This is a genomic window from Veillonella dispar (assembly GCF_900637515.1).
GTDB classification, from domain to species: Bacteria; Bacillota; Negativicutes; order Veillonellales; family Veillonellaceae; genus Veillonella; species Veillonella dispar.
In genome coordinates this window covers 212,712-239,583 of record NZ_LR134375.1, presented here as the reverse complement: position 1 = coordinate 239,583, position 26,872 = coordinate 212,712, and the positions used below count along the sequence as shown (strand labels likewise).

At 39.7% G+C, this 26,872-nt stretch carries 24 protein-coding genes; 6 read left to right on the top strand and 18 right to left on the bottom strand.

Going from position 1 to position 26,872, the window contains the following annotated elements:
- Window positions 1–31: 31 nt before the first annotated feature.
- The 5 genes from hemG to EL171_RS00985 all read right to left on the bottom strand — a co-directional run bounded on the left by hemG (window position 32) and on the right by EL171_RS00985 (window position 7,905).
- Complete coding sequence (gene hemG, locus EL171_RS01005) at window positions 32–1,654, bottom strand: protoporphyrinogen oxidase (RefSeq protein WP_005387633.1); 1,623 nt, start codon at window positions 1,652–1,654, stop codon at window positions 32–34.
- Window positions 1,651–2,550 (bottom strand): ferrochelatase, encoded by a 900-nt coding sequence (gene hemH, locus EL171_RS01000; RefSeq protein ID WP_039969524.1) that lies wholly within the window; start codon window positions 2,548–2,550, stop codon window positions 1,651–1,653. Before hemH ends, hemG begins: the two co-directional genes overlap by 4 nt.
- A gap of 4 nt (window positions 2,551–2,554) precedes the next feature.
- Window positions 2,555–3,598 carry a uroporphyrinogen decarboxylase gene (hemE, locus tag EL171_RS00995; RefSeq protein ID WP_039969523.1) on the bottom strand — a complete coding sequence of 348 codons (1,044 nt, stop codon included), beginning with the start codon at window positions 3,596–3,598 and terminating at the stop codon, window positions 2,555–2,557.
- 163 nt (window positions 3,599–3,761) lie between these two features.
- Window positions 3,762–6,644 carry an ATP-binding protein gene (locus tag EL171_RS00990; RefSeq protein ID WP_005387630.1) on the bottom strand — a complete coding sequence of 961 codons (2,883 nt, stop codon included), beginning with the start codon at window positions 6,642–6,644 and terminating at the stop codon, window positions 3,762–3,764.
- A complete protein-coding gene (locus EL171_RS00985) occupies window positions 6,634–7,905 on the bottom strand; it encodes a metallophosphoesterase family protein (RefSeq protein WP_005387629.1) in 1,272 nt (423 codons plus the stop codon). The genes EL171_RS00990 and EL171_RS00985 overlap by 11 nt, the downstream gene beginning before the upstream one ends.
- A gap of 312 nt (window positions 7,906–8,217) precedes the next feature.
- Between EL171_RS00985 and bioB the strand changes: the two genes are divergently transcribed.
- The gene (gene bioB, locus EL171_RS00980) at window positions 8,218–9,246 is read left to right on the top strand and encodes a biotin synthase BioB (protein WP_005387628.1); all 1,029 of its coding nucleotides are present in this window, start codon (window positions 8,218–8,220) and stop codon (window positions 9,244–9,246) included.
- 118 nt (window positions 9,247–9,364) lie between these two features.
- Here the strand turns inward: bioB and EL171_RS00975 are convergent, their stop codons facing one another.
- Both EL171_RS00975 and EL171_RS00970 read right to left on the bottom strand, forming a co-directional pair.
- Window positions 9,365–9,727: a hypothetical protein gene (locus EL171_RS00975; protein ID WP_005387626.1), complete on the bottom strand. Its 363-nt coding sequence runs from the start codon at window positions 9,725–9,727 to the stop codon at window positions 9,365–9,367.
- 444 nt (window positions 9,728–10,171) lie between these two features.
- On the bottom strand, window positions 10,172–10,771 hold the full coding sequence (locus EL171_RS00970) for a TetR/AcrR family transcriptional regulator (protein WP_005387624.1): 600 nt from the start codon (window positions 10,769–10,771) through the stop codon (window positions 10,172–10,174).
- Window positions 10,772–10,932: 161 nt separating this feature from the next.
- On the opposite strand from EL171_RS00970, the gene EL171_RS00965 reads away from it, so the two are divergent.
- Window positions 10,933–11,718, top strand: coding sequence for an MBL fold metallo-hydrolase (locus EL171_RS00965; protein ID WP_005387622.1), 786 nt, complete (start codon window positions 10,933–10,935; stop codon window positions 11,716–11,718).
- Between the two features lie 169 nt (window positions 11,719–11,887).
- Here EL171_RS00965 and cooS read toward each other — a convergent pair whose 3' ends face one another.
- The 6 genes from cooS to EL171_RS00935 all read right to left on the bottom strand — a co-directional run bounded on the left by cooS (window position 11,888) and on the right by EL171_RS00935 (window position 19,954).
- Window positions 11,888–14,077: an anaerobic carbon-monoxide dehydrogenase catalytic subunit gene (cooS, locus tag EL171_RS00960; RefSeq protein ID WP_039969522.1), complete on the bottom strand. Its 2,190-nt coding sequence runs from the start codon at window positions 14,075–14,077 to the stop codon at window positions 11,888–11,890.
- Between the two features lie 385 nt (window positions 14,078–14,462).
- A complete protein-coding gene (locus tag EL171_RS00955; protein ID WP_232013635.1) occupies window positions 14,463–15,326 on the bottom strand; it encodes a LysR family transcriptional regulator in 864 nt (287 codons plus the stop codon).
- Between the two features lie 226 nt (window positions 15,327–15,552).
- Window positions 15,553–17,181, bottom strand: a complete 1,629-nt coding sequence (locus EL171_RS00950; RefSeq protein ID WP_005387616.1) for a phosphoenolpyruvate carboxykinase (ATP) — start codon at window positions 17,179–17,181, stop codon at window positions 15,553–15,555.
- Between the two features lie 188 nt (window positions 17,182–17,369).
- On the bottom strand, window positions 17,370–18,995 hold the full coding sequence (locus tag EL171_RS00945) for a PAS domain-containing protein (protein WP_005387614.1): 1,626 nt from the start codon (window positions 18,993–18,995) through the stop codon (window positions 17,370–17,372).
- A gap of 223 nt (window positions 18,996–19,218) precedes the next feature.
- Window positions 19,219–19,566 carry an energy transducer TonB gene (locus EL171_RS00940; protein WP_039969520.1) on the bottom strand — a complete coding sequence of 116 codons (348 nt, stop codon included), beginning with the start codon at window positions 19,564–19,566 and terminating at the stop codon, window positions 19,219–19,221.
- 10 nt (window positions 19,567–19,576) lie between these two features.
- Window positions 19,577–19,954 carry an energy transducer TonB gene (locus EL171_RS00935; RefSeq protein ID WP_005387612.1) on the bottom strand — a complete coding sequence of 126 codons (378 nt, stop codon included), beginning with the start codon at window positions 19,952–19,954 and terminating at the stop codon, window positions 19,577–19,579.
- 485 nt (window positions 19,955–20,439) lie between these two features.
- Here EL171_RS00935 and EL171_RS00930 point away from each other — a divergent pair, with 485 nt between their 5' ends.
- From EL171_RS00930 to EL171_RS00915, 4 genes are all read left to right on the top strand, one after another.
- A complete protein-coding gene (locus tag EL171_RS00930) occupies window positions 20,440–21,381 on the top strand; it encodes a metal ABC transporter solute-binding protein, Zn/Mn family (RefSeq protein WP_005387607.1) in 942 nt (313 codons plus the stop codon).
- 106 nt (window positions 21,382–21,487) lie between these two features.
- Window positions 21,488–22,219: a metal ABC transporter ATP-binding protein gene (locus tag EL171_RS00925; RefSeq protein WP_005387605.1), complete on the top strand. Its 732-nt coding sequence runs from the start codon at window positions 21,488–21,490 to the stop codon at window positions 22,217–22,219.
- Window positions 22,216–23,181: a metal ABC transporter permease gene (locus EL171_RS00920; protein ID WP_005387603.1), complete on the top strand. Its 966-nt coding sequence runs from the start codon at window positions 22,216–22,218 to the stop codon at window positions 23,179–23,181. Before EL171_RS00925 ends, EL171_RS00920 begins: the two co-directional genes overlap by 4 nt.
- A complete protein-coding gene (locus EL171_RS00915; RefSeq protein ID WP_005387602.1) occupies window positions 23,178–24,278 on the top strand; it encodes a metal ABC transporter permease in 1,101 nt (366 codons plus the stop codon). The genes EL171_RS00920 and EL171_RS00915 overlap by 4 nt, the downstream gene beginning before the upstream one ends.
- Before the next feature lie 109 nt (window positions 24,279–24,387).
- Here the strand turns inward: EL171_RS00915 and EL171_RS00910 are convergent, their stop codons facing one another.
- The 5 genes from EL171_RS00910 to EL171_RS00890 form a co-directional block, all read right to left on the bottom strand.
- Entirely contained in the window at window positions 24,388–24,876 is a 489-nt protein-coding gene (locus EL171_RS00910) for a GNAT family N-acetyltransferase (RefSeq protein WP_081442688.1), read from the bottom strand.
- Window positions 24,877–25,011: 135 nt separating this feature from the next.
- On the bottom strand, window positions 25,012–25,431 hold the full coding sequence (locus EL171_RS00905; RefSeq protein ID WP_005387600.1) for a GNAT family N-acetyltransferase: 420 nt from the start codon (window positions 25,429–25,431) through the stop codon (window positions 25,012–25,014).
- 18 nt (window positions 25,432–25,449) lie between these two features.
- On the bottom strand, window positions 25,450–25,806 hold the full coding sequence (locus EL171_RS00900; protein WP_039969517.1) for a hypothetical protein: 357 nt from the start codon (window positions 25,804–25,806) through the stop codon (window positions 25,450–25,452).
- Between the two features lies 1 nt (window position 25,807).
- Window positions 25,808–26,224, bottom strand: a complete 417-nt coding sequence (locus tag EL171_RS00895; protein WP_039969653.1) for a hypothetical protein — start codon at window positions 26,222–26,224, stop codon at window positions 25,808–25,810.
- Window positions 26,225–26,341: 117 nt separating this feature from the next.
- Window positions 26,342–26,860 carry a hypothetical protein gene (locus EL171_RS00890; protein ID WP_005387595.1) on the bottom strand — a complete coding sequence of 173 codons (519 nt, stop codon included), beginning with the start codon at window positions 26,858–26,860 and terminating at the stop codon, window positions 26,342–26,344.
- Window positions 26,861–26,872 lie beyond the last annotated feature (12 nt).

The following is a 26,872-nucleotide window of genomic DNA, read 5'->3' as shown; positions in this document are numbered from 1 at the left end:
ATTTATTAATATTAGTTCTCACTACTTAATATTAGTTTTCATTACTGCCTACAATAGACTGTATGAGTTCTTTCGCCTGTTTCACACCATCAGGAATACCAATTCCATCAAATGGAGTGCCAATGAGGTGTAAGTTTGGATAATGTTCAGCTACGTGTTCACGTACAGCTTTAATACCTGCGCGATGCCCCACATTATATTGCGGCATACAGTGAATGAGACGGTTAATGCGAACCCATTCAGGTTGTGCGGAAAAATTCATAATGCGTTGAATTTCTTTTACCGCTAATTCTGAAAGTTCCTCATCATTGAGATGTTCTACTACATCATTGCCAGGTTTACCGATAAAGACGCGCAATACAATCTTATCGTCAGGCGTTGTTTGCGGCCACTTTTGATTGAGGATAGTACATGCCGTGAGCGGTGTATCTGTGTTGCGTGTAATCAACAGGCCAGAGCCTTTTAATTCACCATCAAAGGTACTTTTATCAAAGGCCATGATGGCAATAGCGCAACTAGATTGCTCCATGGAGCGCAAGAAATCAAAACCAGCATCGTCCTTGAACCATTGGCTATACGTTGCCGGCGGTGTGCAGATAATCACGTAATCTGCATTAGCAGTAACGTCATCACTACTAGTTCTCATATCAAGGCCTAATTCTACATTGGAATTTTCATGACTTGCTAATTGACCGTTACAGTTACAGTCCTCGGAATCTTGTTTTACGACGTCTAATGCATATTGACCATCAGTATAACGAATATCAGATACTAAGGCACTAGTATGCAGTGTTACATTGCTAGGCATTGCTTCAACGATGGCAGTAATAACGCTTTCAAGGCCACCTGTCAATTGACGGAACATACCAGATTGAGCAGCAGTGCCCTTACGACTTACCATATCAGCTTGTGCCTTAATGGACTTCGCTTCATGACTTTCAAATTGACGGTCTGTCATAGTCCCTTTACCAGCACGCGGTACGTCACCTTCAGCAACAGCACCTTTAGCCGCTTTAGTAACCCCCGCTTTGGAGTGGCCCATCTTAGCAGCCATCATACCTTTTACCATATTCCCATATTTTTGTTCTACTTGAATAAAATGAGGGAACGTAGACAATAAGCTGATTTTATAAATATCGCCACCATAGATACCAGCTAATAGTGGTTCGATGAGCTTATCCATCATTTCTTGTCCCAAATGGTATTTAAAGAAATGACCAATGGATACATCACCATTTTTATCAAGTTGGTAGGGCTTTTTAAAGTAATCTAAACCAGCACGCAGTTTCCCAGGCCACGAAATGAGCGTTGCTTTCACAAAGGGCATCATTTCCGTTGGAATCCCCATAATGGAGCCCCCTGGAATAGGATGGATTGAACCCTTGTCATATACAAAGGCTTGCCCTGTTTCATTCGACACAAGGGTATCACCTAAGCCGAGATCATAGATTAGGTCCGTCATTTCTGTTTTACGGCCTAAATACGAGTCGGGCCCTAGTTCCACTACGAAATCATCAACCCGTTGTGTTTGTATTTTCCCACCAAATCGTGGTGCTTGTTCGTAAAGAGTAATATTCCACTCTGGCTTAGCATGACCTAAATAATAAGCCGCTGTCAATCCTGTTAGGCCACCGCCCACAATTGTTACATTCACGAATGAATCCTTTCTAATATTGCACTCGCCATAGCTTGTAAGAATGTTTCATTACAATTCGGCATCTGTGCACGCATATATACAGCGCCGCCCGCATCAACGAGTTCTTTACACTCCACATCATTATCGTACAACACCTCTACATGATTGCTGACAAAGCCAAATGGTACAAAGGCGATATGTATCGCACCATTACGTAGAGCTTGATTGATAGCCTCTTCTACGGTAGGACCTAACCATTGACCATGTAGGGCCGCACTCTGCCAAGCCACAGACCAATTAGATAAACCACAACGTTCTGCGATTTCTCGGGCACTTTTCTCTAAAGCTAACGCATAAGAATCTCCATTGTGGCTATTAATAAGCGGTATACTATGAGCACTAAAAATTACAAATACATCGTTAGTATCATTGATACAATCCGAAACGGCTTTTACCCAATATTCCATAAATGGTGGTTGATCCCACCAGGAGCGAATCACATCAAATGTTACACCTTGATGAGTACCAATGGCAGCTTGTACTTGCTTCTCATAGGCCCCTGTACCAAGAGACGTAAAAAATGGAGCCGTTACGATAGCAACGATGTGTTCTACACCTTGTTGGACTAAATCATCTACCGCATCAGCAATCGAAGGTTTCATATGAAGATAGCCAATAGCTGATGGCATAGATGGTAACAATGTAATCAATGTTTCATATTGACGCTCTGCCATTGTTTGTAATTCTACATTAGACCATTGTCCAATTGCATCATAGCGGCGTGTAAGATTAACCACTTCCGCATCTGTAGGCACACGACCATGACGAATGCTCGTCATATATGGCACTAAATCATCCTTACTTAAAGGGCTACCATAGGATAAAAATAATAATCCTTTTTTCTCAATGTTCACTAGATTACCCCTCTTGAGCCCATAGTTCACGACTACGTTCATGTACATAGTCTGTGAGCCAATGAAGCTTCTTAGGATCCGCTTCTGGGAATACGCCATGACCTAAATTAAAGATATGGCGACCGTAACGAACACCGTCAAGTAAAATACGATCTACTTCGTGAGCTAATGTTTTTTCATCAGCGAATAAGTAAGCTGGATCTAAATTGCCTTGTACCGTCTGTGTTACACCTCGTTCATTGGCCATAACGATGGAGCTACGCCAATCAAGGGCGATTACATCTAATGGCAAATGAGACCAAATAGATACAAGATGATCGGTACCAACACCATTCATAGCCATAGGCAAATGAGGGTATCGTTCTTTAACAGTCTTAATAATGCGTTCCATATGAGGATAAATCCCTTGTTTGTATTGGTCCGCATTCACAGCACCTACCCAAGAGTCAAAAATTTGTAGTGCATTCGCACCTGCTTCGGCTTGCATAGACAAGTATTCAATAGACATGTCCGCTAACTTTGTCATCAATGCATTCCACACATCAGGCGCACCGATGAGCATGCCACGGGTCTTATTATAATTCTTTGTTGGTCCACCTTCGATAAGGTAAGACGCAATGGTAAACGGCGCTCCGCAGAAACCAATGAGTGGCACGTCGAGCATACCAGACGTTAACAATGTAATTGTCTTTCCAATATAATCTACCTTTGTAGGATCAAAGGCATCTAGTTTATCTACATCAACCATGGAGCGAATCGGTGTATTAAACACAGGGCCCACACCAGCCTTGAGTTCTACCTTTACATTCATCCCCACCATAGGACTCATAATATCCTTATAAAGAATCGCTGCATCCACACCGTATTCTTTTACAGGTAATTCCGTAACACGAGCACACAACTCAGGCTCTTTTGTAATTTCAAAGAGCGTATATTTTTCCTTAATTTTACGGTACTCCGTTTGGCTACGACCAGCTTGGCGCATATACCATACAGGTGTTACACCAGGGTTCTTCCCTTGGATCATATCTAAATATGCTGTATTCAAGTACTCAACCCCTTTCTTTCTAATTTATACTAACACACTATGATAACTAAAACAGTTACTTTAGTTACATCACATATATCATCACTATGAATATTCCCTGTGAAAGCTAAACACCTTCACAGGGGTTCAATTTAGTTACGACTTAATCTGTGGCAATCAATGTTTAATTGCGACTCAATCTGTGGCAATCAATGCCTGTAATAGATTGAGCCATATCAAATACAGACCGTTGGCACGTGAATAACCAGATTTGTTGGTTCTTTCCGATTTCTGCTAATAATTCTAATGCACTACGTTGACGGTTTTCATCAAAGCGCACGAGGATATCATCTAAGATAATCGGCAAGGACTCAACTTGGTAAGAAAATACCTTAGCAAGTGCTAGTCGCAATGCCAAATATACTTGGTCAGCCAAGCCGCTAGACCAGTACTTAAGCTCTAATCGTTCTCCATTGCCATTAACCAATGCTACCCCTTCGTTGATACCGAGAACATCAAAGGTATACATACCACCAGTTAACCGTTCTATATAAGAGGATGCAAGTTCTAACATATGAGGCTGTTTTTCTTGCTCGTAAGATTGCTGCGCCTTATCCATGCAGTGGCTCATCAACACTTGTGTAGCCCAATCTTCAAGAGCAGATTCCAGTTCATTTTGTAATGCTTCACGCTCTTGAAGCATTTGGTGTTGCTCTTGGTCAGAACCTAGGGCACGCATAGACTCTACAATTTGACCACGGCGCTCATATAAGATTGCCAACTTGTCTTCAATGGATGCTATTTCTCGTTCAGAATGCGCCAATTCATCAAGCCAATTATCCTTATTGCCTTCACGCAAGCGTCGATAGAACAAATCTCTATTCTCCGCATCAGGTGCTAGTAAGTCTAACTGAACCTGACTTTGTTTGTAAATGGTTTGCCATTGCTTGTATTGATCTTCATCAATAAGATGTTGACGATATTCGTTGGAGCTTTCCACACCCGCCTTGTGCAAGAGCTCTTGTTGACGAAGTAGCAATTCTTTTTCTTTGCGGTGCCAGTTATCGTACTCATTGCGGAAGCTTTTACGTTGTGCTTCCTTTTGTTCCCATACAATTTTATTTTGTTGGAAGTTTTTATATTGATTATAAATACGTTTTAACTCTATTGGAGATACTGGCGCTTCAACACCAAGGTTATACCACAAGGTCATCGCTTGATCTTCAATAACGCGCAACCCTTCTTTATGCTCAGCTAATCGCTTTTCATAACCTTCAATGGTGCGCAATTGTTCATGATATTGATCATACTCTTGCTTGAGGCCAAAGAAATCATCTTCGTTAAGACTCTTCGCAGCCCCTTGAGGTAACCAATTCTGCCAAGCTGCAAGGGCTTCATCATAAATAGCTTGTAATGTATGACCTTCTTGAATCCAACGATCAAGATGCGCCGCCCCTTCTATGGATGGAATAGGGCTCGCTACAGGTGTTGCAGCTTTAACAATTGCCTCTAACTGATGTTCTACATCAGATTTACGAGAGGACAAGATTTGTAACTCATAGTTCAGTTTAGATACATCGGAATTACCATTATGGCGTTTCCATGTTGCATACCAGAACAATGCCATCGATAGGATTAATAATATAAAGCCACCAATTGTATATAGGACGGACTCCAATACTAAGAGGCCCGCTAATACAAGTAGTACACCAATAACGGCTGCTACGCCGCTAATGCGTTGTAACCATTTTGGCAAATGACTCGGTTGTGCATCTGGACCATAGCTATCTCGTTTTTGCGTAACTCGATCTATATCCATCAAGATAAGCTCTAATTCACGTTCAAGATGCTCTTTTTTTGCCAAATCCGCTTCACTGTAATTTGGCAAGGATGCTCCATCAAGGTTAGCTGCTGGCAAATCATCAGATGCCTCAGCAGGTTTACGGTCTTGCCAATGCAATAATTGGTCTTTAGCAGTACGCAAGCGACTTGCTAAACGCTCACCTTCAAACCAATTCACATCATCAGCCATCGGCTCATCATCACGCCATGCAGAATGCATAGAACGAGAAAATTCTAGTTGTTCCCGTACCTTAAAGATGTACGCATCACCTTCTTCACACTCACGGCGCAATTGTTCCCATTTAGCCCCTTGTTGAATAAGGTCTTCAATATCTTGACCATACGTACCAAATGGACTATCCGGGCTAAAGTTAGCTGGCATCAAGGCCGCTTCCTTTTCTTGCCACAACTGCATATTGTCTCGAGCTCGTTTGATTTCCTCATCGATACGAAGGAACTCATCACGACTCAAGGCAAGCTCACTATTGTACTGTTGCATATGCATACGCGCTTCTTCGCTACGGCGATACGTATCCCATGCGCGCAATACGACGTCTATACCATCGCGGTATTCCTTCCACTCTTGCAACTGACCTTGTAATTCTGCTTCAGTCTGTTCCGTACTGTGAAAGGCTTTTTGCAATTCTACATATTGCGTTTCATGTTCGGCTAAATGGCTTAATTTTTGACGATTTTCCTTAAGCTCATCCATCAACACATTGATGCGGCGTTTACCATTGGAGGAAGCTACTAATAAATCAGTAGCGCCTTTTTCCACATCTTTTACGACAGAGCCTAAATGCTCGCCCCCTTCAGCACCGAAGAAGCGAGACCGAACCTCTACCTCTTGCAGAACATCGAGGCCTTGTAAATCATCAAGGGTCAATGCAAAAATTCGATTATATGTTTTTTTATCAATACCATGCCACCAGTGTTGAGCTGGCTCCTCATGAATGGCTGGATTTCCAGGACTGTAAAAGTCCAGTTGTTTACCCTTACGACCAATGTAGTAGCTTTCACCATTACGCTCTACATCGAGGGCACCCGTCATAGACCCATAAGCCTTATGCGTACCACCAAATAAAAGTGTGCGCATCCCTTCAAGCAAGGAGGTTTTGCCACTTTCATTAGGTCCATACATGAGCTGAACACCATGATTCCCCGTAGTGAAAGACCAGTCGCAATACGGGCCAAATTCATCAAATCGTATGCGTTTAATGTTCATCGTTAGCCCCCATCAATACAGTAACACCTTCAATTTCACAGCGCTTCAAGGCGCGAAGCAATAATTCATCACTTAACAACTCGGCATATACACCTAAGCGCTTAAACTCAGGTCGTTCTGCCAAAATTTGACGTACCGTCTGTACCGCATTGCCGTCAACCATATCATCATAGGCGCGTAAATAATCCCCTACCACATCGGATAACAATCTACGTTCAGCCAAATTAATGCTAGGTCGCGTATTACACATCATGCGATACGGCATAACAAATATAGACTTGCTTTTCTCTTCACTTTGGGACTCTTGCAACCATAATTTGCGCACACCTTCTTGTGTACACAAGCGATGCAATGGGCCTGTACCTACGAGAACAATGGAAAGCAAGATATTTTTCTTATGTTGTTTACGCAAATTCTCTTTTTTATGGCGTAAAATTTCTAAAAATTCTGCTTCCGTTTTCATGCCTGCAATATCAATTTTGATTTCTTCAAAACGGATTGCACTTGTTTCAATGAAACGAGGTTCACAATGACCATTATGAGATACAGAGACGAGATAGCACCCCTTAGGCCCTATTTCCTTGCGGTGTAAACCTTGCGGATTACCGGAATAAACAACAAGAGGTTCCTCGCTAAGAACTTGAGATTTGTGAATATGTCCTAATGCCCAATAATCCATAGCCGCCTCTGCTAGATCAGTTAAACTGCATGGGCCGGTCACATTATGGTTTTCAGAGCCTGCACTAGAACCTACCGTCCCATGCATGACAGCCAGAGAAAATTCATCACGTTCAAAGGCGCGGTATTGGCGCGCATAATTGTCGCTTTCATTACCATGGCCACAGCTAATGCCGTAAACGCCACCAATTTCTATATTGTTAACAATTAATGGGAAACGTTGTACTTGTTCACTAGAGAATACATGCACATTATCCGGCATCTGCAATTGAGCCTTCCAGCTTTCAGCAGGATCATGATTACCTTGCACCATATATACTGCAATGCGATGTTCTGCCAAACGATACATGGCGCGCACAAATCGCACCTGTGCCTCTAAATTATGATCTTCGCTATTATAAATATCACCGGCTATGACAACAGCATGAACATGCTCATCAATAGCAGTATCAATAATTGTATCAAAGGCTACATAGGTAGCTTCGCTCACGGCACGATCAACGGCGCGGCTAATACCTGTAGCATATTGAAAGGGTGCCCCTAAATGCAGGTCACCACAGTGTATAAATCGAAATGGCTGCATCTATATCCACTCCTTGTATTAGTACTTTTATTATAGTTATATATAGTAATTACAATATTTTATTATACTACAAAACCGTAAAGATTACTTAAAAATAACTATCAATCAATCTATCAAAATAGATACTAAAATATAGTATCTCCCATTAGATTTAAACTATACGACTTACCTGTATTAAAAATGGTCTAAAACCTACTGCCACATTTTTGTTAACTTAAAAATACATTAAGTTGACAATTTATACACGAACGTTTACAATCAAATTGTCAATATTTTATGTTTTTATTAAGTTAACAATCCTTGGAGGCTATTATGGCTTTGCCTACAGATCAACAATCATCCCAAGTGGGTACATACGAAAAAATTCTTACTATTGCCAACCGCATTATGAACGGCGGCGAAATCACTAAGAAAGAAGCAATCGAGCTGATTCATACTTCAGATGATGACACTATGATTCTACTTGCTATGGCCGATAAAATTCGCCAACATTTCAATGACAACTCCGTGGATGTATGCGCCATTGTAAATGCACGTTCTGGCAAATGTCCTGAAAACTGTAAATTCTGTGCCCAATCTGCCCATCACGAAACAGGTGTTCAAGTATATCCGTTCATGGATGATGAAAGTATCCTCGATGCGGCGCGCAAAGCTAAAGAAGCAGGCGCTATTCGTTTTTCTATCGTAACGAGTGGTCGTAATACTAATAACCCAAACGAATTTAACCAAATCATTCGCGTATTAGACCGTATTAAAAACGAAGTAGGTCTCGAAATTTGCTGTTCTCTTGGTTTGTTAACTTACGAACAAGCTCTCAAATTAAAAGAAGTGGGTGTAACTCGATACCACTCCAATATCGAAACAGCGCCTAGTCACTTCCCAGATATTTGTACAACCCATTCCTACGAAGATAAAATGTCTACTATCGATAATGCTCAAAAAGCAGGTATTCGCGTTTGCTCTGGCGGCATCCTCGGGCTTAATGAAACATTAGAACAACGCGTAGAGATGGCATTCGAGCTTAAACGTTTGCATATTGACTCTGTACCACTCAACATTTTAAATCCTGTTAAAGGTACACCATTTGAAAGTAATAAAGCATTACGTCCTCTAGATATTTTACGTACCTTCGCTGTGTTCCGTTTCATCTTGCCAAACGCATTGATTCGTACAGCTGGTGGTCGTGAAGTAAATCTTCGTGACTTACAAGCTTATGCTTTAAAAGGTGGCCTTAACGGCATCATGGTTGGTGGCTACTTAACAACTGGTGGTCGTTCTCCACAAGACGATCTCCAAATGATTCAAGACTTGGAGCTAAGTCGCAATTCTGCCCAAGTTTAAATTTTCGTATATACCATTCTCATTTGAGGATGTTGTATATAAAAAATATTCCTAAGATTTATAAATTTTTTACACATATAAAAAAGAACCATCTAGTTTGCTGTGCTAGATGGTTCTTTTATTGCCACAATAAATTATAAATGGCTTGACCATTTGTATTGCCTTCAATAGGTTCAGGATTTTCATTATACTCTACATTTTCATAAGGTGTACCGTCTGCCATGTACGCATCTACCTTTAACGTTTCCATGGTACGATTATATCTACTTATATACACTTTATATCGCAATTCGTCGCCACCCAGTTCATTGACCCGCAGCCACAAAAGCGCATCATAATCACTTTTTTGAACACTGTCATTGTCAATAAATAATTGGTTTCCTGACGCATCTGGCCCAACATAATACCAGTCCGTTGCGTTAGCGGTCCCCCCTATACTGAGTAGCCACAAAAGGGACAATATGGTTAATATTTTCCTCATATGACTGCTCCTCTCATGCCTTAGAGCTGTATACTTTATAAAACTTTAATAGCCATTAAACCTTTATAAAATATACAACTTCTCCTTTATATATAATACCAAAATTGCCCCATATTTATCAACAATAATTAAACTTAATTATTATCTTTTTTAGAATTTCAAGAAATTAAAAGAAATTTCTTAAAAAATTTCATTTTCAACTCATTTTTTGTTCTTATAATGACAATGTCAAATGATAAATAGAGGTAACAATTCCCTGGTTACCATACGTGTATTTATCTCCCGACAAGTATTACTAACCCCAAACCTACTACTTGTTTAAATACATGGTTCATTTGATATTAATACTAACACTCCCCTTACATGAAAAAAGGACTCCCGTTGGAGTCCTTTTTTCGTTGTATAAAACTTTAATGAATCTCAAAATATAAGCGTATATAAATTCTATCTTCTTTGTAATCCACGATAAACTAGTTCAAAAATAATTTTCTGAGCTTCTAACCACTCATCGCTCTGAGACCACTTATATTGTTTATTAACAGCATATAGACCGTGTACTAAAAATACAAAAACAGATACCCCAACATCAAACGAAACGCCAAGAGATTCTGCTATAACGAGTCCTTGTCGATCTTTTTCACGTCCTATAATGCGTTGTAATACATATTCTGAAATTTGTTCATCTAAAAATAAAGGTAAATACTTTTTATGTCGTATAATACGCTGACATAAAGGCAATCTATCAAAAATAGAATCGTATGCTTCTCTCAACGAAACAGAATTAGAAGCAGCTGATAAGGTGTTAGCTATAGTTTGTAAATTGTTGTTATCTACCATTCCTGGCTTTGAATAAGCGATTGCATCATCCACTAAATCATCAACAATTTCCATGATATTACTATAGTGTAAATAAAAAGTGGAACGAGTTATACCCGAAGCTTTACACAACGATGTTACTGTTACAGACTCAAAGGAATTGTTTGCTAACCAACTAAGCAAGCCTTCTTTTAACAACATACGTGTCATTTCTTTTCGAGTTATCATATAACCTCCAACATAGACACTTTTATACAATGTGTCTATTAATAAACATAGTGTTAATTATTGTTGAGACTAGTATACCAAAACAAGGTACACTAGTTCTAGAGATTACAAATAATAATCTATTCAATTAAATCGACAATAATCTAATTAAGGAGATAACTATGACACAATATACTCACATTCGAAACGCCACAGGAAAATTAACAATAAAAAATACAACATTCCTTATTGATCCATTTTTAGCACCAAAAGATACTTATCCTGGCTTTGAAGGAACATTTAACTATCAACAAAGAATGCCTATGGTTGATTTACCTCTATCAATGGACAATCTATTAAGCAATGTAACTGCAGTGGTAGTCACACACACACATCTTGACCATTGGGATGATACGGCAATTAATGCTATTCCAAAATCACTTCCTATTTTTGTACAAAATACAGCGGACAAAGAACTTATTACTTCACAAGGCTTTAATGATGTACGCATCATTTTTGAAAGTCTAGAGTTTAATAGTATCACATTAAGAAAAACAGGTGGCTCCCACGGCACTCTAGAAATGTATGCAAATCCAGTTCTCGCACAATTAGCAGGCGATGCGATGGGCGTTATTTTTGAAGCAGCAGACGAACCAACTGTGTACCTTGTAGGCGATACAGTTTGGACAAGTGATGTAGAGAAGGCCCTCCTTCGCTTCGACCCTAACGTTATTATTATGAACACTGGATATGCTCAAATTTTAGGCTTTGAAGATAGTATTATTATGGGTACAAAAGATATTGGCCGCATGGTGGTACGCAAACCAGAGGCTAAAATTATTGCGGTTCACATGGATACAGTTAATCATACTGCAACAAGTCGTAAGGATGTACGCAAATTTATCAAAGGCAACAATATTGAAAGCCATGTAGCAGTGCCTGAAGATGGTGAAACCATCACACTTTAATAGGTCTAAAACAATTAGTACATTATACTACGGCTAATACAAGACAAGTAAAAAATCTATCCACAAGCAATAAAAAACACCCTCTTAATTCTAATAGTCATAATAACTATAAGATCTATAGAGGGTGTTTTTATACGCAACTACAAATTATAATCTATCAAAGGATAAACTATTTTACTTCAGCCCAACCTAAAGCAGCACGTTTAGCATCGATATCAGCTAAGATTTTTTCAGCTACTTTAGCAGGATCAGTATTTACATACATAACAGAACCTAAGATGTCTTTAGTGTCTTCTTTAAGCCATTTTGTAACAGCATCAGAGCCTTGTGTAGGTGGCTCAACGCAATGGTAAGAGTTAATACCCATCAAGCGGAAGCCAAGGGATGCATCGATACCTTTTTCGTTAGACCATTCAGGGCTAGACATAGCAAATGGCATTTGTGGTAAGTTAAGACCTAATTCACCAGCAATACCAGCAAAAATACCGGAGGAACGTGCATTATCTACACATTCGCCGACATGCCATACAGGTGGTTGATCATCGCCCAAGAACTCTTGCAATGCAGGGCTACATTTCTTAATAGCATCTGTATTACAGTAACCAAGTTTCATCAATGGGAAGGATGCACAACCATTTGTTAAGATGATACAGCCATTTTTGATAAGTGTATCAACAATATCTACAGTTGCTTTTTCATAAATAACGCGAGGGTTGGAACAACCTACTACGTTTACAATACCACGAACTTTACCAGATTTTAAAGCCTCTGCCAATGGTTTGAAGGAACCGTAATGTTTAACAGTGGATTCTGGAGAGAAACCAACTTCAGCAGTGATTTCGTATGGCGGAATGAATACAGGCATGCCTTTGCGCAATTCATGAGCTTCAAGAGCGCGATCCAAGATTTTGCGAGCCAATGCTTTTGTTTCAGACAAGTTAGTATGATGGTGATCGTAACCAATGTGTTCTGCACCTGGTAAACGAGCTGCATCAGATGTAGTGATAACTTTTGTGTTGAAGCAACGTGCTACGTCCATGATAGCAGGGTATACGTCTTGAACGTCAGCTACCCAGCAATCAAGAGCGCCTGTACCAAGTACAAGTTCTGCACCGATAGCATTACACAATGGAATAACGTTTTCGTAGCGGTACATGCTGGACAAACCAGAGCAGCAGATACCGTAGAATTGGATACCTTTAGCACCGATAGCTTTCGCTTTTTCTAAATACTCTTCAGAGGCACCAATTGTACAAATTTGGGATACTAATGTTGGCAAGTGACCATGAACAGCGATGTTAACATAACCTTTTTTCAATGCACCGATGTTAACTTTTGATGTACGACGACCACCTTGACCGAACAATGCATCTGTTGCGATGTCCGCAGCTACTACGCCTGTGAATGTGAAAGCAAGACCACAACGCAAGAATTGTTTCATGTTGCTTTCCCAATCGCCATCTGTACCTACGCAAGTACGATGATATGCATCAAAGGCTTCATTGTACGCAGAAATAGGTAAGATATCAAGGTTTTTCCAAACTTCACGGCGCTCAGCTGGAGCTAACGCTGTAATTGTTTTATATTCGCCAGGCAATGCACGGCTCAAATCTTCTAATAGAACATCTGCCAAGTCATTAGCCACTTCTTTTAAGGAACGACCTTCTTCAGGAATGTTAAAAGCTTTACATACTGTGCGAATTTTTTCTTCGCCCAAAATTGGGATATCCAATTGATCGTTAGCAGCAGCTTTCAAAGAAATCAAGATTTCGCGAGCATGCGCACCATGTTGTGTTAAGCCACCAGCGGCTGCGCGTGTCATATTACGAGCTACGATAAGGTCAGCATCAGCACCGCAGACACCACGAGGGCTCTTAGGTGTAATTTTACATGGACCCATGAAGCAAACACGACAACATACGCCTGCAATACCAAAAGTACATTGTGGTTGTTGTTTATCGAAACGGTCAAATACTGTATCGCAACCAATTTGCTCCATGCGAAGGATCATTTCGCGCACAGCAGGATCTGGTGTTTGTTCGATAACATCTTGTTTTGTAGGCCAAGTTTTACGGTATTCTGCAACAGCTTTCATGTAGTCATTTACGCCATGTTCATGAGGTACCCCTGGTTCATGAGTGTGTGGCACCCATTTATCCGTCGGCATAGCCTTTGCATGACTATGGTCGTGACCATGTTCATGATCGTGATCGTGATGATGATCATGGTCGTGATCGTGATGGTGACCGCCACAATGGCAGTGGTCATGGTCATGGTGATGATGGTCATGATCATGATGGTGATGATGTTCGCCATGGCTGTGGTCATGGGTATTTTTGTTTTCCACATCTTTATTCATAATAAACCTCCTAGGGGCCTACGTAGGCCAACTAACAATAATAAGAAAACATATTCTACTTTTATTTTTTAAATCCACCACACTTGTGGGTTTTAAATCCTATCTCCTAAATATGTTTTAACCTAATTTAAGTATATTTTTTGACAGGGCATTTGTCAATTATTTTTTGAGAATTTTTTGACTCATTTGCTTCAAAGAACATCGTAATTGCTATATTTATCAAATTCGATATTTTCAGTTTTCTTTCACAAAGCAAAGGAGGTTAATTCCTGCGAACTTAGGGAATTAACCTCTTTTATCTATAGAATACTATATTTATATATTGTTTTATATGAATTATTATTTGCAAACAGTACTTAATACTCTAACATTCCATCTGTATAATTTATAAGAATTGTTGCATAACTTGAGCCACTTCAGGCAAATGGAATCGCTTTGCTCTATCTGATCTCGCTACAAGAACTAATTGACGGAAACATAGTTTCGATGCTAAAGGATAGAATTTAACTTTATCATCATCACCTTTACTATTAAGTGTACTCGGCAAGAATGTAATACCATAATCATCTTCTACCAAGGATCTACAAGTGTCAAGATTTTCAGAACCAATAACCGCTTTAGGCACAAAGGATTCAGCCTGACATAGACGATTTACCAAGGTTCGCAACTTAAGGCCTTCTCTTATGAGAATAAAAGGGAAAGACCCAAATGGTGCTATCTCATGTATTCCATTCGGTGTCATAAGCGAGTCAGCAATAGCTATAGCTTTTTTATTCTCTACACTAACAGCTAATAAAATTTGCTCATCTAACACAGGATAACTTTCAAGAGCTTGCGAGTAAATTGGTGTTGGAAATAGACCTACATCAACCAATCCATCACAAATTTGTTGCTCCAAAAAATGGGACTCCCCTTCTACTACATGAAATTCCCAGGATGGCTCAATTTGTTGAAAGCTCTTCAATGTTTTTCCCAACATATGGTGACCATAGAATTGAGATAATCCAATACGCACATGATAAGCCGCATCAGACCCTTGATTAATGATCGACTGCGTTAAAGCCTCTACCTTTCCTACTAAAGGCATACCCTCTTTAGCAATTTGTAAGGCTGCAGCGGTTGGTACAACCTTTGTCCGATCTCGAGCAAATAAAGGTACACCTAATTCAGCCTCAATGCGACGAATACTTTGACTCAATGCAGGTTGAGAGATATATAGTTTTTTAGACGCCTTTGAAAATGATGCCATCTCAACGATGGTACTTATATATTTAATATCCTTTATATCCATAAAAACACCTTATAACAAAACATTATTGATTTATCATAAGTATATATTACCACAAAAGAAAGAGCCCTCCACAAGGAGGGCCTTTTATTTGAGCAGTTAGACAATCTCAATATTATATTGAGGATTTAATAAATTTTGAGTAGACAATCTCAATATTATATTGAGGATTTAATAAATTTTGAGACTACATTAGAGTTTTTAATACATCCAATACTTCTTGTGGCAATTCGTTTTTATGACCAATAAGTTTTTCTACATAGTCATAGCGGAACTCGAAAGCTTTGTGTAATTGGTGATGGTATTCACGCACTTGGAATGGTGGTTCAAAACCAGGAACCTCAACATAAGAGAGGTTTTCATATTTATAGAATGGTTTGAAGTCCAATGCACCTTCTACCAAACGTTCCAATAAATCAAGAGTTACCTCTTTAGGAATTTTATTTTCCAAGAAGAAACCTGTGTTCATGATGTAACATTGTACGCCACATTCAGAGAATAATTTTTTGTAGCTTTCATAGTCACGAACCAATGGATATGTACGGAATGGATTTGCATATGGTTCGATAACAAGTGCATTTGGATCCACATGGGCATCGAGTTTTTCAGCAGTAGAACGACGTGTAGCAAGTGTTGCGCCCATTGTAGATGCCAAAACAGGGTCATTAATTTTAAGGATTGGTGGTAACGTTTTATCTTTCATAAGCCATACAATGGCATTAACTGGTTGATCTACGTAGTTTACACGATTATCTGTCCAGAATTGAGATTTAATAGCGCGACCATTGTTATTACGCACATCTTCTGCCAACACAACCTTACGGCCATCCTCATCCATAGTTACGCCTACGTTTTGTAGTGTTAACAAGAATTCATTAGCCGGATGTTCCACAGGGTAATCTTGCATTTTGTCGAAATATGTAGGTTCAAGAGCAATAGAACTCAAGTCATTAGTATTGATGATATACGCATCGTCATGTAAGATAGAAATATCATAACGACCATCATGCTTTTCATGAGTTAATGTAGATTTACCAGAACCGGACAAGCCAAATACACCGATTGTATAGCTTTTACCATTGTCAAGATTGTAACGTTTCATACCGCCGTGGCATGCTACATAGTCGAAACGATTCGCCAAGGACCATGCCAATGTAAGGGTACCTTTTTTATGCTCACCGAAGTAGCGCATACCAAGAATCATAGCGCAATTATGAGCTGGATCAAAAATAGCAAGCCCACCTGGATGACCTGGTACCACATATTCAGGATCAGAATAGATATAAATGTCGCCTTCTGGAATTTCTACGCTATCATTGTAGAACTCTTTTACAGCTGCATCAAAGAACTTAAAGTTCATAATCCAAGAATACAAAATGGATGCATGGTCTTTTGGAATCATCAAATGCGCACGAGCAGTAAATTTTTTATCAAGACCTACGATAGTATCAGCAGAAATCCATTCTTTACCACGGCTATCATAGACTGCATCACGTGCAATATTAGCAAGTTCCACTTCGTCAATGCCTTCATCGCCAATAATGCGACGAGCTTTTGCATAACGGCCTGTAGTTTTACCATCGTTTGTAACTAGTACCTTTGCATCAGCTGGCAAACCTTGCTCGCATGGTTTATATACAGGCATATCGAGGACGATAACACCAGGTTCTTCAGTGGCCAATTGGTACGCTTGTGCCACAGATGTAATAGGCGTTACATTGTTTCCATAAAATGCAGTTTCAATAGTACTGCGCATCTTAGAAAATAATGGGTTTGTTTTAATTTCACTTTGCTTCCAAACGCGTCTTGTCGACATAGTATCCAGATCCTCACCTTTAATATATACGTAATTTCTCTTGTAAAAGTAGTTTAAGATAAGAAAATACTGCCTCGGCAAATACTTTCATTATGTTTTATTGTACCCTTTTCAGACAAATTTGTATACACAAAAGAGATGAATTATAAGAAATTAATGCATGCTTATCTTAAATTAGTGCAACATATTTATTTTCTAGCTTTATTAATGAAGGCATCGATTTTGCCGACTAGCTCATCTACATTAAAATCACCACGCTCTGCGATCATCTTTATAGTAGCCACCTTAGCCATAACCTTTACCATCGGAGTTTTCAATTTCTCAAACTTAGGGTTCAAAGAAATTAAATAATCTACCACTTCAGGGCTTTGCTTAATCAAGTTAGATAGCGTAGTCTTCGCATCGATATGGAATCTTCCATCTGCATCGGTAGTAAGTGGTTCTTCATCAACCTCTTCTGCGGCCTCTTGAGCTAGGGATTTATCATTACTATTATTATCTGTACTTCCTACAAAATCAGTCTTATCCCAAGTCAACAAGGTACGAGAGCCTTCAAGTTCACGAATATGAGTACAATCTTGCATCATTTCTAAGACACCGCGGAATTTACCATTTTCATCACGTACCGCTGTATAGATAACATAGATAAACAATCCCGGTTTATTGATCCAGAATTCAGCTTGGTTTTGCTCACCAGATCGAAATTTCTCTACGATTTCTTCTACAACATGAACAGACTTAGCAGGATGACAATTCTTCACTTCACGACCAATAACATTGGCACTGCGAGGAAATATACGATGTGGCGTATCACTGTAAAACTTAACAAGTTCATTTTCATCAACATAAGACAAATCTACTGGAAGATGACGGAACAGCAAATTGATTTGCTCTAAGGTTAATTTGCCTGTCGCCACATCGAGGACAGCATCCTTACCAACTTGTGCTCCACCTACAGGACCTACATACTTAGATAATAAGCCTGCTAAATCATTTAGAAACTCATTAGATACTGCACTATTTTGACTAGCAGCATTTCCATTTAATGAGGCTGCGGAATCGTTAATACCTGGCACGACATATAAACCTGGTGCGTTAATAATAGCATAACCGATTTCATGGTCATTTTTGCTCATGCGCACAAACTCTTCATCGCTTAATAATTTAAAAGATGTTGGCAATAAAACCTCTAACTCCTTAGAGTTCAAATCACGTAACTTTGCCAGTGTTTCAGGAACGGATGCTAAAAATTCTTCGTATTTATCTTCTCGAAGCAATGCATAGGACGCAGAGATGGCATCGCGCACGCCATCGTCAAAGGTCCACATAATACGCGTAGGACGATCAAAGCCATGTTCTTCAAGCATTGGATATAATTGATTTTGTTTACGAGATAGATGTATACGCCATTGTGCTAGGGAATCAAATACACCAAGCCAAGGATTTTTAATAAACTTATCTTGTTTCAACAATTCATCCGCTTCAAGAGCTACCTTTTCAACGGCATTAATCTCTTCCAAATATGCCCATAATGGATGATTTTCAGGGTATTCATTTTCAGCGCGCACTAATACGCCATCAAATAAGTTCAATAGATCATCCATCTTATCTAGGATTTCTTCATCCTTATATACACCCTTCAAACTTTGCTCTGCATAAGCAAACTCGTCAGGCGTGCAAGTGCCTAATTTTTCTTTCAAAATACGATTGCCCTCTTCCAAGGACAATTTACCATCTAAATAATCCTCTTTAATAGATACAATAATTCTATACCGTTCGTTATTAATGTCTAGCTTTTGCTGTAATGGATTCATATGCTTATACCTCCAAGGGTCAAAGACTATTAGTATATACAATATATTATTACTATATTAAATATACATTTATTATACTTATTTTGAAAGTAATTTTCAGTTGCTGTGGATACATTTCCCAAGATAATTGAACCACAAAATACTTTCACCCCATATAATTAAACCCTTAAGTACTTTCACCAGCACATAAAAAGGCACCCATACAATGTATGAGTGCCTTCTATTAATTTCTAAAATCAATATATTCAGTTTTAGAAGATGCCACAGGATTACCATTGGAGTCTGTAGCCGGATTGAAACGCCATGTGGAGATTTTCTCAACAAGAGCCTCATCAAGAGCAGTAACCCCACTAGATTTTACAACCTCTATATCCCCTACAGAGCCATCTTCATTGATGGTAAAACGCACATCTGCACTTTGAATCGAATCGCCATAACCAGCAATATTAATTTGATCTACAGATGGAGTAGATATGGCTACAGGCAATTGGAATGGAGCTGCCAACACAGAGGCTACCATACTAGTTACAAACAATGCGCATAACACAGTACAACGCAACACTTTTTTCATCACATTCTCCTTATTTAGCTGTTACAGCATGTTTAGGTAGAGTAATTGTCATTCCAATAATAGATTCATGAGCCTTTTGGTCCATACCAATAGCAGGTGTAAACTTCCATTGTAAAATGGCTTTTTTCACCGCTTCGTCAACTGGAGCATAACCAGAAGAACGTTCCACGAATACATTTTTAACATTCCCTTTTTTATCAATCAAAAAGCGTACGCGCATAGTAGGTGCTACGGTAGCTGTTTGAGGAACCTCAGGTAACTCAGGTTTTACAATTTCCACTTCGCGAGGAGATTCTAAGAACTTAGCTGCATCAGCTGTATAATTACCCAATACGCCAAAAGATGCAACAAGTAAAGCCGCTGCAGTGAATCTGAATAATTTATTCATAATAAGCCTCCTAAAATAATTATTGTGAGTCTATGAATAATATCATACTAAATAAAGATGAATATTTAAAGAACATTTTCTTATTGATAAAATTTCTCATTTATGATATATTGAACACAAGATAACTGTTCGGACTTACATATCAGGTAGATATGACAAAAAACTACACAAAGGAGGTTCATCATGAGACGTAGAAAGCGTATTCAAATGAAGGTCATGATGGTACTTGGTCTCATTGCCCTCATTGGGCCTAACCATCTACAAGCTCTTATTCACTAAATGATTATGACCCTAGCAGAAGAACGTATAACTGCCAATAGCCACTACGTTAGTAGCGGCTATTCTTCTGCTTAAATATAGGTAGTCTTTCCTTTCATCAAGACATTATATGGGTAGCCCTTGGAATTAAGACTAATCTATATGTTTTTTAGCTTTTAAATTTAGTAATTCAGATTGATTATTTAATACATAAAAGGAGGTTTATTATGAAGTTCAACCGAGTCGTATTAGTCGTCGTATCATTAGCACTTATGTTATTAGCCCTTGTAGGCTGTGGTAAGGATGCAGCACAAGACAGTCAGAAAAAATTAAATGTTGTAGCTACTACTACAATGTTAACGGATTTAGTAAAAGAAATTGGCGGTGACCATGTGTCTGTACAAGGTCTTATGGGACCTGGCGTGGACCCTCACCTCTACCAAGCTAGCGCCGGCGATGTAACAACTATGTCTAAGGCAGATGTTGTGGTGTACAACGGCATTCACTTAGAAGGTAAAATGGGTTCCATTTTTGACAATTTAACAAAACAAAATAAAGCTACTATCCGCGTATCCGACGCCATTGATCCAGCTACTCTACTCGACTTTGACGAAGAAGATGGCGTGAAAACTAAAGACCCTCATATTTGGTTCGATGTAGCGAATTGGAAACTTGCAGCAAAAGCTGTATACGAAGGTCTTGCGAAAGCAGATCCAGCTCACAAAGAGGATTTCAAGAAACGGTATGATGCATACCTCACTAAATTAGATGAAACAGATGCATACATCAAAGCGCAAGCAGAATCAATTCCTAAAGAATCTCGCGTTCTCGTAACAGCACACGACGCCTTCCAATACTTTGCTCGTGCTTATGGCTTTGAAGTAAAAGGTTTGCAAGGTGTAAGTACTGCTACAGAAGCAGGCACACAAGATGTGAATGAACTTGTTCAATTTATCGTAGATCACAAAATTAAAGCGATCTTCGTAGAATCTTCTGTACCGCACAAAACAATTGAAGCCGTTCAAGAAGCAGCTAAAGCTAAAGGTTGGAACGTTGCCATCGGTGGCGAATTATACTCCGACTCCCTCGGTTCTGAAGGCACTGAAGGCGGCACATATATCGGTATGGTAAAAGCCAACATCGATACCATCGCTAAAGCACTTAAATAACAAATAACGTTTCAAAACAAGGGCGACATACAGTGTACGTCCTATGTAAGTACAAGTACTACTAACAATACAGCGATAGTAGCACTATTGATAAAAGGAGGTCTCTATGGAATGGGCCGTTGAAGTTGAAGATATGACCGTAGCCTATACGACAAAACCCGTATTATGGGACGTAGATATGAAGGTACCCATCGGTTCCTTAGCGGCCATCGTCGGCCCTAATGGAGCCGGTAAATCTACATTATTAAAGGCCATGTTAGGCCTATTAACAGTTATCTCAGGTAGTGTTAAGTTTTATATCGACCACCACCTTGCAATGGGCAAAAAGGATTACAAGAAAATCGCCTATGTACCTCAAAGCGGTAGCGTAGACTGGGACTTTCCTACTACCGTATTAGACGTTGTACTTATGGGCCGCTATGGTCATCTAGGTTGGTTCAAACGACCAAGTAAAAAGGATAAGGAGCTAGCCCTCTCCATGATTGAAAAAATGGGTATGAGCGACTATGTAAACAGGCAAATTCGTCAACTTTCAGGGGGCCAACAACAGCGTGTATTCCTCGCGAGAGCCCTCGTACAAGAGGCAGATATTTACCTCATGGACGAGCCTTTCAAGGGCGTCGATAAAACGACGGAACATGCCATTATTTCCCTATTACAAGAAATGAAAGCCCGTGGCAAAACGGTCATCGTCGTACACCACGATTTAAATACGGTACCTCAATATTTCGACTGGGTAACGATGGTCAACAAGCAAACTGTTGCCTATGGTCCCGTAGCAGAGACCTTTACTGACGAAGCCATAGAACGCACCTACGGCAAGGTGAGGATTGTATGACCATTCTCCAATCCTATACGACACAGATGGTATTGCTCGGTACAGCTCTCTTGGGCCTTGCCAGTGGTATTGCGGGCACCTTCGCTGTACTGCGCAAGGAAAGCCTCATCGGTGACGGCCTCTCTCACGCGGCACTACCTGGTGTAGTCATCGCATTCTTGCTGACCGGTATAAAAGACATTGAGGTACTCATTATAGGTGCCGCCCTGTCCTCTATCACTGCGGCGTGGCTCATTACCATCACCGTGGAAAACAGTAAAATCAAATTCGATGGCGCTCTAGCTACTATACTATCTGCTTTCTTTGGTCTTGGTATGGTCCTACTCACCTACCTTCAAAGTCTAAACAATGCAGGTCAGGCGGGGCTTTCAAAATTTATATTTGGACAGGCCGCCACCATATTAGCCCGCGACGTGTACATTACATCGGCGGCAGCGCTCATCATTATCGTTTTAACAGCCTTATTTTGGAAAGAGCTAAATCTCATTTCCTTTGACGTAGAATACGCTAAAACATTGCAAATTCCCGTCACCTTTACACTCATTTTATATCGTTCTCTATTGATCATGACCATCATCATCGGCATTCAATCAGTAGGTGCTATCTTGATCAGTTCCCTACTCATTGCACCGGCTGTAGGGGCCCGTCAGTGGACGAACAAGCTCGGTACCATGTGTATACTAGCAGGATGTTTCGGCATGGTATCTGCTATAGGCGGTACCATTTGGAGTACAACAGTACAAAAACTGCCTACAGGACCTGCCATCATCGTCATTCTGTCGGTTATTGTACTATTGAGCCTCATATTTGCACCTAATAGAGGCATCTTGTGGCAATATCGTAGAAACAAACAATCAAAACAAGCTTTATTATCAGAAACCGCAAAGATAAGTCCTGCCGATTTGCAACAAAAGATATATAGAGCAGAGGGTGGACAGCCTCGCATAGGAGGTGCCCCATGACAGTACATACAGAGATTTTACTCATCGCCATCGCAGTATCCATCGCGTGTGCTATCCCTGGTGTATTCCTCGTGCTACGTCGCATGTCTATGATGGCCGACGCCATTACGCACACCGTATTCCTCGGCATCGTTCTCGCTTTCTTTGTAACGAAAGATTTAAACTCGCCCTTGCTATTAGTAGGGGCAACCGTAGTCGGCGTAGGAACGGTGTGGCTTACAGAGATGATTCATAACACGGGCCTCGTCAACGAAGACGCATCCATTGGTATCATCTTCCCCCTTCTATTCTCCATTGCCATCATCCTCGTCAGTCTCTACAGCGGCAACGCACACCTTGACGTAGATACGGCACTTCTAGGGGAAATCGCGTTCGCCCCGTTCGACAGATGGATTGTAAACTCCACCGACCTAGGTCCTGTATCTCTATGGATTTCCCTGGGGGTAGCGGTCATCAACCTCCTATTAGTTATGCTCTTCTACAAGGAATTGCAGCTATCTACCTTCGATTCTCTATTAGCAGGGCTCTTCGGCTTCATGCCTGCCCTCATCCATTACGTGCTCATGACCATGGTATCCCTTACCGTGGTGGCTTCATTCCAAGCAGTAGGCGCCATCCTCGTTATCGGCCTCATGATCGGACCTGCGGTTATCGCTTATTTATGGACAGACTCTGTGAAAGCCATGCTCACTAGCAGTATCATCATCGGCATTATCTGTGCTGTTATCGGTACTGAAGTCGCTTTCACCCTAGACGTATCCATTGCAGGCGCTATCGCAACAACGATTGGTTTCGCATTATTAATTGCCGTTATTTGCACGCCAAAGACAGGCTATATTGCAACCTATCTTCGCCAACGCCACTTGCGTCGTCACTATCGAGAAACAATGATGCTCTGCCACATCTATACCCATATGAATACACCTGTGGCAGCCATTGAAAACGGTATCGGCACCATTCACGAACACTTGAACTGGAACCCAGACTATACACACCAAGCCGCATCACACCTTAAGAAACAAGGCTTGTTGTATGTAACGAATGGGTACTATATGCTGACCGATAAAGGCGTGGCGCAAGTTAAAGAAATTATTTAATTAATTTTAATCAGACTCCTTCAAAATACATATCTTCCCAACAAAAAGAAGCTGAAATCAATGCTAGTCTGCAAGATTTCAGCTTCTTCTTTTGTATTTAATTATATGGCTAGAACACAATACGCATCTGATACCACTTAGCACCGCCATGATCAGATACAGATTCACCTTCATTAACAAAACCAAACTTGGCGTAATAATGAATCTTTTCTTCCTTGCAGGTTAGAATAACGCCTTTACGTTTTTCCTCTCTCGCAAGATCGATAAATGCCTCTATTAACTGACCACCTACACCACGGTTGCGATATTCTGGCAATGTATTTAGACCAAAAATCATTTGCCACGCACCCTTAGGATTATGCAGCGAAGCATCGGCGAACATCTCATCCGTCAAGACTTCATCATCCGTTACAAAACCATCGATAAAACCAATAGGTGCATCGCCGTCAAAGGCAATTAAAAACTGACCTGCATAATGATCTAATCGTTCCTTAAAAGCCTCACGAGGCGCCGCTTCTGCAAGCGGAAAACAAGTTGCTTCTATATATGTCACCAAATCTAAATCAGAGGTTGTCGCTTTTCGTATTAAAATATCCATATCCTTCTCCATCGTATCTACATATCCGTTTTAGTATATACCGTTTACATAACAAAGGCTACACGTAACGCTATGTACGTGTAGCCTTTTATTAACAATTTGACCACTTACTTGCTATACAGATTATCCCACCAATTATCTTTTTGTATATTTCGGCACATTACGATATTGCATTGGCAAGGAATCTTCTTTTATTTTAAAGCCATGCTTCTCGTAAAATGATGCATTCTTGCTATCACCAATCATAACATTAACGTACAAGTAAGACTTGTACGCCTCTTTCACCATTTCTAGCAAATGACCTGCAATACCGCGGCCATGATAATCAGGATGAACCAGTACATAATTGATGAAGCACACCAACTCGCTATCGTCCATGACACGAATAAGACCAACTAAACGGTCGCCTTCCCATGCAGAAATCACGCGCGATGAATTCATAAGAGCCTTATGTAATCGTTCAGGGTACTTGCCTACTACCCAACGAACAGATAGAAACAACTCTGCTACTTGTTGAGGCGTAAAATTTCGTTCTTCTGTATACGTAATCGCCATAAAAGCTCCTTCTTAAGATTATAGAACCACCAATGGATATAATACTCTAAAATTTTTTCTCTCATGTGGTTTATGTTGAAAAATTTCTTTTACAATCCCTTCTCCAACAATATTACTACCTTCCATGATAAGGAACTCAGTACCTTCTTGTAAACTAGAATAATCTACATCCTCATTTATTGGAAGCGCATTAGCTCGTATTGGCTGATCAAAGATAACATCCTCACCATCAATAAAGTTGACTTCAAGATGCTCCTCAATGCCTTTTAAAACAATTTGAGGGCTATACTTTCCATTAGTTAAATTTGGTGAATTCACCATCTTCTTACTAAAGAATGTAACGGTGCAATAAATAGTAAAATCTAAATCGCTCATATTAGCCCTCATCAACTACATATACCATATCGCCTGTAAAGTATATGTTCATTATACAATGTACGGGACTCCCTTCGGTACATAACCAACCTTGGAGTACAGCTCGACCCCAGTTATAAGTCTCTGTAATGACCTCGAACTCACTTTCACTATACTCCTGCTGATACTGAGGTAATTCAATTCTTTTACCTGTGAAAGTGTCTAATATTGTACTATTAAAGACGAGAATTTCTAGATCATCAACATCGCATTTTTCAAATACAACTTGAGCCTTATGAGTCTGTTCAATACCATTCTCATAAGAAAAAATATAATCAAAGGTAAAAGTTAAACTATCATCTACATATTCTATTTTCTGTACCCTTGCATCATGGAGAGAATATTTGGGATACTCGCCAAAAGATCTTGTCGTTTTCATAGAACCTCTATTTTCAAACAACTGTTTAAACCAAAATCTATAACTTAAAATCAGTATACCAATTTTTTTGTATAACATAAAAGAGGCTGTAACAAAACAGCCCTCAATCATTAATATTTAAATACCTAAAGTAAAAACCTCTTTATAAAATGCTATCATGTCTTTTGCATATTTCATGGCCCGAGGAATGCCCAATCTTTTATAATAGTCAGCTACTATCTCTTGATGATTCTTCAAGAGGTCAAATTCAATTATATACAAACCAATACTTGTTATAGAGTATTTTCCTATTTCAATTGTAGTTGATACATCCTCCTCAGATATTTCCTCTCCTTTTGGAAATTCTCCATCAGGATACTCCTCAATAGTATCGTCGCTATATTGCAAAAACTTTTTAGACCAAACGATAATATCTTTTCCATATGCTTCTATCATTTGCTCGTAAAACTGCACCATCTCTTTTTCTGAAAGCACCTTACAATTAAAGCCTTCTAGTAAGAATTGTCTCTGACTTAATCGATTTTTTAGCTCTTCTACTTCAACACTTTGTACATCTTGATTAAAGTTGTCTACACCTAGTTCTTTTATAATATCTAAATATATGTCACTAACTAAAAATTCTTTTATGGTTTCCATACCCTTATTTCC

Excerpts from the sequence above, each read along its gene's own strand:
- EL171_RS00990 (WP_005387630.1), bottom strand. The coding sequence starts at position 6,644 with ATGAACATTAAACGCATACGATTTGATGAATTTGGCCCGTATTGCGAC.
- EL171_RS00985 (WP_005387629.1), bottom strand. The coding sequence starts at position 7,905 with ATGCAGCCATTTCGATTTATACACTGTGGTGACCTGCATTTAGGGGCA.
- bioB (WP_005387628.1), top strand. The coding sequence starts at position 8,218 with ATGGCTTTGCCTACAGATCAACAATCATCCCAAGTGGGTACATACGAA.
- EL171_RS00975 (WP_005387626.1), bottom strand. The coding sequence starts at position 9,727 with ATGAGGAAAATATTAACCATATTGTCCCTTTTGTGGCTACTCAGTATA.
- EL171_RS00970 (WP_005387624.1), bottom strand. The coding sequence starts at position 10,771 with ATGATAACTCGAAAAGAAATGACACGTATGTTGTTAAAAGAAGGCTTG.
- EL171_RS00965 (WP_005387622.1), top strand. The coding sequence starts at position 10,933 with ATGACACAATATACTCACATTCGAAACGCCACAGGAAAATTAACAATA.
- cooS (WP_039969522.1), bottom strand. The coding sequence starts at position 14,077 with ATGAATAAAGATGTGGAAAACAAAAATACCCATGACCACAGCCATGGC.
- EL171_RS00955 (WP_232013635.1), bottom strand. The coding sequence starts at position 15,326 with ATGGCATCATTTTCAAAGGCGTCTAAAAAACTATATATCTCTCAACCT.
- EL171_RS00950 (WP_005387616.1), bottom strand. The coding sequence starts at position 17,181 with ATGTCGACAAGACGCGTTTGGAAGCAAAGTGAAATTAAAACAAACCCA.
- EL171_RS00945 (WP_005387614.1), bottom strand. The coding sequence starts at position 18,995 with ATGAATCCATTACAGCAAAAGCTAGACATTAATAACGAACGGTATAGA.
- EL171_RS00940 (WP_039969520.1), bottom strand. The coding sequence starts at position 19,566 with ATGAAAAAAGTGTTGCGTTGTACTGTGTTATGCGCATTGTTTGTAACT.
- EL171_RS00935 (WP_005387612.1), bottom strand. The coding sequence starts at position 19,954 with ATGAATAAATTATTCAGATTCACTGCAGCGGCTTTACTTGTTGCATCT.
- EL171_RS00930 (WP_005387607.1), top strand. The coding sequence starts at position 20,440 with ATGAAGTTCAACCGAGTCGTATTAGTCGTCGTATCATTAGCACTTATG.
- EL171_RS00925 (WP_005387605.1), top strand. The coding sequence starts at position 21,488 with ATGGAATGGGCCGTTGAAGTTGAAGATATGACCGTAGCCTATACGACA.
- EL171_RS00920 (WP_005387603.1), top strand. The coding sequence starts at position 22,216 with ATGACCATTCTCCAATCCTATACGACACAGATGGTATTGCTCGGTACA.
- EL171_RS00915 (WP_005387602.1), top strand. The coding sequence starts at position 23,178 with ATGACAGTACATACAGAGATTTTACTCATCGCCATCGCAGTATCCATC.
- EL171_RS00910 (WP_081442688.1), bottom strand. The coding sequence starts at position 24,876 with ATGGATATTTTAATACGAAAAGCGACAACCTCTGATTTAGATTTGGTG.
- EL171_RS00905 (WP_005387600.1), bottom strand. The coding sequence starts at position 25,431 with ATGGCGATTACGTATACAGAAGAACGAAATTTTACGCCTCAACAAGTA.
- EL171_RS00900 (WP_039969517.1), bottom strand. The coding sequence starts at position 25,806 with ATGAGCGATTTAGATTTTACTATTTATTGCACCGTTACATTCTTTAGT.
- EL171_RS00895 (WP_039969653.1), bottom strand. The coding sequence starts at position 26,224 with ATGAAAACGACAAGATCTTTTGGCGAGTATCCCAAATATTCTCTCCAT.
- EL171_RS00890 (WP_005387595.1), bottom strand. The coding sequence starts at position 26,860 with ATGGAAACCATAAAAGAATTTTTAGTTAGTGACATATATTTAGATATT.